General features: G+C 71.2%; 5 protein-coding genes. 2 read left to right on the forward strand and 3 right to left on the reverse strand.

Annotated features, from left to right (window positions below; genetic code table 11):
• Window positions 1–18: 18 nt before the first annotated feature.
• Together QR77_RS16645 and ssd are read right to left on the reverse strand one after the other, a co-directional pair.
• The gene (locus QR77_RS16645) at window positions 19–1,227 is read right to left on the reverse strand and encodes a TadA family conjugal transfer-associated ATPase (RefSeq protein ID WP_078876754.1); all 1,209 of its coding nucleotides are present in this window, start codon (window positions 1,225–1,227) and stop codon (window positions 19–21) included.
• Window positions 1,224–2,333, reverse strand: a complete 1,110-nt coding sequence (ssd, locus tag QR77_RS16650) for a septum site-determining protein Ssd (RefSeq protein ID WP_040022591.1) — start codon at window positions 2,331–2,333, stop codon at window positions 1,224–1,226. The genes QR77_RS16645 and ssd overlap by 4 nt, the downstream gene beginning before the upstream one ends.
• A 505-nt stretch (window positions 2,334–2,838) precedes the next feature.
• Here ssd and QR77_RS16655 point away from each other — a divergent pair.
• Complete coding sequence (locus QR77_RS16655) at window positions 2,839–3,675, forward strand: HAD-IB family hydrolase (RefSeq protein WP_040022593.1); 837 nt, start codon at window positions 2,839–2,841, stop codon at window positions 3,673–3,675.
• 374 nt (window positions 3,676–4,049) lie between these two features.
• Here QR77_RS16655 and QR77_RS16660 read toward each other — a convergent pair whose 3' ends face one another.
• Complete coding sequence (locus tag QR77_RS16660) at window positions 4,050–4,937, reverse strand: hypothetical protein (RefSeq protein ID WP_040022594.1); 888 nt, start codon at window positions 4,935–4,937, stop codon at window positions 4,050–4,052.
• 102 nt (window positions 4,938–5,039) lie between these two features.
• On the opposite strand from QR77_RS16660, the gene QR77_RS16665 reads away from it, so the two are divergent.
• Window positions 5,040–6,026 (forward strand): ATP-binding protein, encoded by a 987-nt coding sequence (locus QR77_RS16665; protein ID WP_040022595.1) that lies wholly within the window; start codon window positions 5,040–5,042, stop codon window positions 6,024–6,026.
• Window positions 6,027–6,109 lie beyond the last annotated feature (83 nt).

Raw genomic sequence — 6,109 nt, forward strand, 5'->3', positions numbered from 1 at the left:
CCGACATGACCGGCGCCGTCATGGCAGGCCCCCGATCAGGGTCAGCAGCCGCGGCCAGCCCCGCTCGTACGCGAACGCCTCCGCGCCCCAGCGCAGCGCCGGCACGGGCACCACCAGCCCCGCCGCGTCCCGCTCCAGCACATGCACCTCGGCGATCCGCCGCCGCCCGGTCCGGTCCCGCACCAGATGGATCACCACCGAGAGCGCGGCGGCGAGCTGGCTGTGCAGCGCCGCCCTGTCCAGGCCTGCGGCCGTCCCGAGTGCCTCCAGGCGCGCGGGCACGTCCGAGGCGGTGTTCGCGTGCACCGTCCCGCAGCCACCTTCGTGGCCGGTGTTGAGAGCGGCCAGCAGCGCCGAGACCTCGGCCCCCCGCACCTCTCCCACCACCAGCCGGTCGGGTCGCATCCGCAGGGCCTGTCTGACGAGATCCTCCAGCGTCACCAGACCGGCGCCCTCCTGATTCGCCGGACGGGACTCCAGCCGCACCAGATGCGGGTGGTCGGGCCGCAGTTCGGCGGAGTCCTCGGCGAGCACGATCCGCTCACGCGGGCCCACCAGACCCAGCAGGGTGGACAGCAGTGTGGTCTTTCCCGTACCAGTGCCGCCGCTGATCAGGAACGACAGCCGGGCCTCCATCAGCGCCCGGAGCAGCCGCTCCCCGCCCGGCGGTACGGTGCCGGCCGCCGTCAGTTCCGTCAGCGAGAAGGCCTTCGGGCGCACCACCCGGAGCGACAGACACGTGGAGTCGACCGCCACCGGTGGCAGCACGGCGTGCATCCGTGTCCCGTCGGGCAGCCGGGCGTCCGCCCAGGGCCTGGCATCGTCCAGCCTGCGTCCGGCCACGGCCGCCAGCCGCTGCGCCAGCCTCCGTACGGAAGCGGCGTCGGGGAACGACACGGCCGTCAGCTCCAGCCCGCCGCCCCGGTCCACCCAGACCCGGTCGGGCGCCGAGACCAGCACATCCGTCACCGACGCGTCCGCGAGCAGCGGCTCCAGCGGCCCCGTGCCCACCAGCTCACATCGCAACTCCTCCGCCGCGCCCAGCACTTCGGCGTCCCCGAGCAGCCGCCCCTGAGCACGCAGAGCGGCCGCCACCCGCGCCGGGGTCGGCTCGGCCCCACTCTCGGCGAGCCGCCGCCGCACGGCATCGAGCAACCCCCCGTCACCCGCCGCACCGCCACCGGCCACACCGCTCTCCGCCGCCCTCTCCCACGGCAACCCGCTCATGACGCCACGCTCCCCTCACCCGCGAACGCCCGGTCCCAGAAGGCCGTACAGAACGCGGCCAGCGGGCCACGCGTCCGGGACCCCGGTGGCGCCGCGCCGTCCAGCGCCTGGGAGAGCCCGGGCTCGGAGGGCAGCTCGCCGACCAGGGGAAGCCCGAGCGCGTCGGCGATCCACCGGTCGTCGAGCCCCGTCGCGTACGGTCCCCTGACCACCGCTCTCAGGTCCCTCAGCACCATGGAGACCAGCGAGGCCACCCGCCCCGCGGCGGCCACGGCCCGCAGCTCCGCCGGCACCACCAGCAGCCCCACATCGAGCTGCGCCAGCGCCTCCGCCACCCCTTCGTCGACCCGGCGCGGAAGGTCCACGACCACCACACCACCGCGTCTGCGGGCGGCCGCGAGGACCGAGCGCATGGCCTCCGGCCGGATCACCACCGAGTCGCCCCGGTCCCAGCTCAACACCCGTAAGTCATGCAGCCGGGGCAGCGATTCCTCCAGCGCGCCTCCCGCGACGCGCCCTTTCGAAGCGGCGAAATCCGGCCACCTCCTGCCCTCCGTCTGCTCTCCGCCGAGCAGGACGTCGAGACCGCCGCCGAGCGGATCGCCGTCGACGAGCATGGTGCGCCGGCCGGCGCGTGCCGCGGTGACCGCCAGCGCGCAGGCCAGCGTCGACGCACCGGCGCCGCCCCTGCCGCCGATCACCCCGACCGTGAGTGCCGGTCTGCCCACGCCTTCGGCGGCGTCGGCGATGCGATCGACGAGCCAGCTCTCCGCGTCGGGCAGGCGCAGCACGCAGTCGGCGCCGATCTCCACCGCCCGCTGCCATACGTCCGGGTCGTCCTGGTCCCGCCCCACGAGCATCACGCCGCGTCTGCGCGTGGCCCCGCGACAGCGTTCCGCCGCGTCGTCCCCCACCAGGACGAGGGACGCCTCCTCCCAACTCCCCTTCCGCTCGGGCACCGAGCGGTGCACCTGCGGCTCGGTGCCCGCCGCTGCGCAAAGCCTCAGCAGATCGTCGAGCAACTCCGCGTCCCCGGTCACGATGAGCGGTCCCGTCGGTCGCTCTCCGGCTACCCGCGACCGATCTGAAGTGATGGATCCAGCCACGATCTCCGCCCCCTTATGTCTGCCTGGATCCGGGCGCGGCGGGGGCTTGTTCCAGCGGTCCCGCACACATCCGGTATCCGGCATTCCGGCAATCCGCGAACTTCGCGGCCGGAATCACCGTGCGGCACAAACGGGAAATGATGTGGATCTTGATGGAAAACTGTGGACAACTTAAGGGTTGTGAATATCCCCGTAGCTCATACCAGTGACTTCCCGAGAGCGCCGGAACCACTACGCACCGTGAGGCGTATGACTGGAGAGAGCGACAGCGCACACCGGGCCGTCGAGGAGGGGGACGCTTGGTTCCGAGAGACGAAAACGCGTCCGGACATGCGACGACCCCCGCCGGGGGGGAGAGCGGGGGTCGTCCCCACGGCCGACTCGGGGGGGGAGGAGCCGGACCGGGTTATGCACGGTCGCGAACGATCCGTGACTTCCATGGTGTACCCGAGAGTCTTCTGAGGCAAACCACCGCAGGTTACCTTACGCCGAATGGTGGGCGCATATGCTCGACGTTGTGGAAAACCACTACTTGCCGCGCACAGCAGCCTTCTTTGACCTGGACAAGACGGTCATTGCGAAGTCATCGACGTTGACCTTCAGCAGGTCCTTCTACCAAGGCGGTCTGATCAACCGCCGCGCCGTACTACGGACCGCTTACGCGCAGTTCGTCTTCCTCGCCGGGGGCGCCGATCACGACCAGATGGAGCGTATGCGCGAGTACCTCTCCGCGCTCTCCAAGGGCTGGAATGTCCAGCAGGTCAAAGATATCGTCGCCGAGACCCTGCACGACCTGATCGATCCGATCATCTACGACGAGGCCGCCTCCCTCATCGAGGAGCATCACACCGCCGGACGTGACGTCGTGATCGTCTCGACCTCCGGGGCCGAGGTCGTCGAGCCGATCGGCGAACTGCTGGGCGCCGACCGGGTGGTGGCGACCCGCCTGGCCGTGGGCGCCGACGGCTGCTTCACCGGCGAGGTGGAGTACTACGCGTACGGCCCGACCAAGGCCGAGGCGATCAGGGCGCTCGCCGAGTCCGAGGGCTACGACCTGCCCCGTTGCTACGCGTACAGCGATTCCATCACCGACGTTCCGATGCTCCAGGCCGTCGGCCATCCGTACGCGGTCAACCCCGACCGCGCGCTGCGCCGCGAGGCGACGGCGCGCGACTGGCCGATTCTCGTCTTCAACCGCCCTGTTCGGCTCAAGAAGCGCCTTCCCGGCTTCTCGATGCCGAACCGTCCCGCGCTCGTGACCGCGGCCGCCGTGGGCGCGGCCGCCGCCACCGCCGGGCTGGTCTGGTACGCGAGCAGGCGCCGCCAGTCGGCGACAGCCTGACAGAAACCGCCCCGCGCCCGCTTCGCACCCCTTTGGGCTTACTTGAGAGTAAAAGTAAAGAAGCGGGCCAGGGGTTTCCGTTCCCCGCGGACCGGAGTACAAAGGAATCAACGGCCCGCGAGACCAAGGACATCCGAGAGGATCACCTTTACACGCACAAGGCCCCACGGACCGAGCATGGAAGCCGAGCACCCACGCGACGTCGACCCGTCGATTACGGGCCAGCCGCACCAGGTGACGGGCGCGTTCCCGACCTGATGGGCGAAATTACGAGGACGCCTGGTAACTCGGTGGACATGTCAGCGGCGGCGCCGACACGGCGCCGCCGCAACTCTGTTCAGGAACTCTGTTCAGGAACTGCCCAGGAACTCTGCTCAGGCCGCCCCGCGCTGAAGCGCCTCGCAGACCGCGGTCGACTCCCTGACACCCAGTTCGACCGCACGCCCGCAGTGCGCGATCCACCTCGCCATCCCGGCGGGGGTCCCGGACAGGTAGCCCTCGAACGCGGCCGCGTACACCGCCCGCCCCAGCTCGGCGTGCCCGACCTCCGCCGGGCAGATCGCCTTCGGGTCGAGCCCGCTGCCGACCAGCGCGATCCGTTCGGCGGCCCGCGCCACCAGGCCGTTGTACGAGCCGAAGGGGCGCAGCGCCAGCAGCTCGCCGTGCACCACGGCGGCCGTCACCAGCGCCGGCGCCTCGGTCGCGCCGAGGATCAGGCCGGACAGTCCGTCCAGCCGGCCCGCGACCTCGGCCGCGCCGGGCAGCGGCGCCTCGGTCAGCGGCCCGTGGATGTCGCTTTCCGGCGCCCCCGGCATTTCGGCGACCGGTTCCCCGTCGAGCCGGGGCCGTCCCACCGGCCCGTCCGGGACGCCCGCCTGGCCGGCGGCGAGCAGATGCAGCCTCGCCAGCACCCGCACCGGCGACTGCCGCCAGATCGAGAGGAGTTGCCCGGCCTCCGCCGTCAGCCGCAGCGCGGCGCCGACCGTGCGGGCCTGCGCCTCGGCGCCGAAGTCGCTCCGCCTGCGTACCTCTTCGAGCGCCCAGTCGGCGCCGGACAGCGCCGCCGAGCCGCGCGCGGCGCGCAGCGCGGCCTCCGAGGTGACCTCCCCGGCGCGCCGCCGCATGACGCGGTGCCCGTAGACACGGTCGACGGCTCTGCGTACGGAGTCCACCGCCTCGGGGACCCCCGGGAGGGAGGCCAGAGCGGCCAGGGGATCCTCCGGCCGGGGCGCGGAGGAGGTGGCGGAGGCTGTCGTACTCATAACTAGCGAGGCTACGCGCCGGGCCGCGGTACCCCACGTTGGAGTGGTCTTCTTCACGGAATCCGAATACAAGGCGCGACCATGCCACTACCCTACGTGAACATGAAGATCGCTTTCGTAGGCAAGGGCGGCAGCGGCAAGACCACGCTGTCCTCGCTTTTCATCCGCCATCTGACCGCCAACGAGGCCCCCGTGATCGCGGTGGACGCCGATATCAACCAGCACCTCGGGGCCGCGCTCGGCCTCGACGACGCGCAGAGCGCCGCGCTGCCCGCCATGGGCGCGCACCTCCCCCTGATCAAGGACTATCTGCGCGGCAGCAATCCGCGGATCACCTCCGCCGAGGCGATGATCAAGACAACCCCGCCCGGTGAGGGTTCCCGGCTGCTGCGGGTCGGCGAGGACAACCCGGTGTACGACGCCTGCGCCCGCCCCGTCCGGCTGGACGACGGCGAGATCCGGCTGATGGCCACCGGCCCCTTCACCGAGTCCGACCTGGGCGTGGCCTGCTACCACTCCAAGGTGGGCGCCGTCGAACTCTGTCTCAACCACCTTGTCGACGGCCCCGAGGAGTATGTGGTCGTCGACATGACGGCGGGCTCCGACTCGTTCGCTTCCGGGATGTTCACGCGTTTCGACATGACGTTCCTGGTGGCCGAGCCGACGCGTAAGGGTGTGTCCGTCTACCGCCAGTACAAGGAGTACGCACAGGACTTCGGCGTCGCGCTGAAGGTCGTCGGCAACAAGGTGCAGGGCCGGGACGACCTGGACTTCCTGCGCGACGAGGTCGGTGACGACCTGCTGGTCTCGGTCGGCCACTCCGACTGGGTGCGGTCGATGGAGAAGGGCCGTCCCGCGCGTTTCGAACTGCTCGAAACGGACAACCGCTGCGCGCTCCAGACCCTTCAGGACGCGGCGGAGGACTCGTACGCGCTGCGGGACTGGGAGCGGTACACGCGCCAGATGGTCCACTTCCACCTCAGGAACGCGGAGAGCTGGGGCAGTGCGAAGACCGGGACCGACCTCACGGCGCAGGTCGATCCCGACTTCGTCCTCGGCGAACCGCTCGCCGTACCCCAGCGGTCCTGATCCGAACGCGGGCGCCGGCGTCAGCGCTTCGCGGGGCTGCCGCCCGGCGCGACGGCGGCGGCCGGGACGGCGGCCGGCAGGTA

This window comes from Streptomyces sp. 150FB, from assembly GCF_000818195.1.
Lineage (GTDB): Bacteria > Actinomycetota > Actinomycetes > Streptomycetales > Streptomycetaceae > Streptomyces.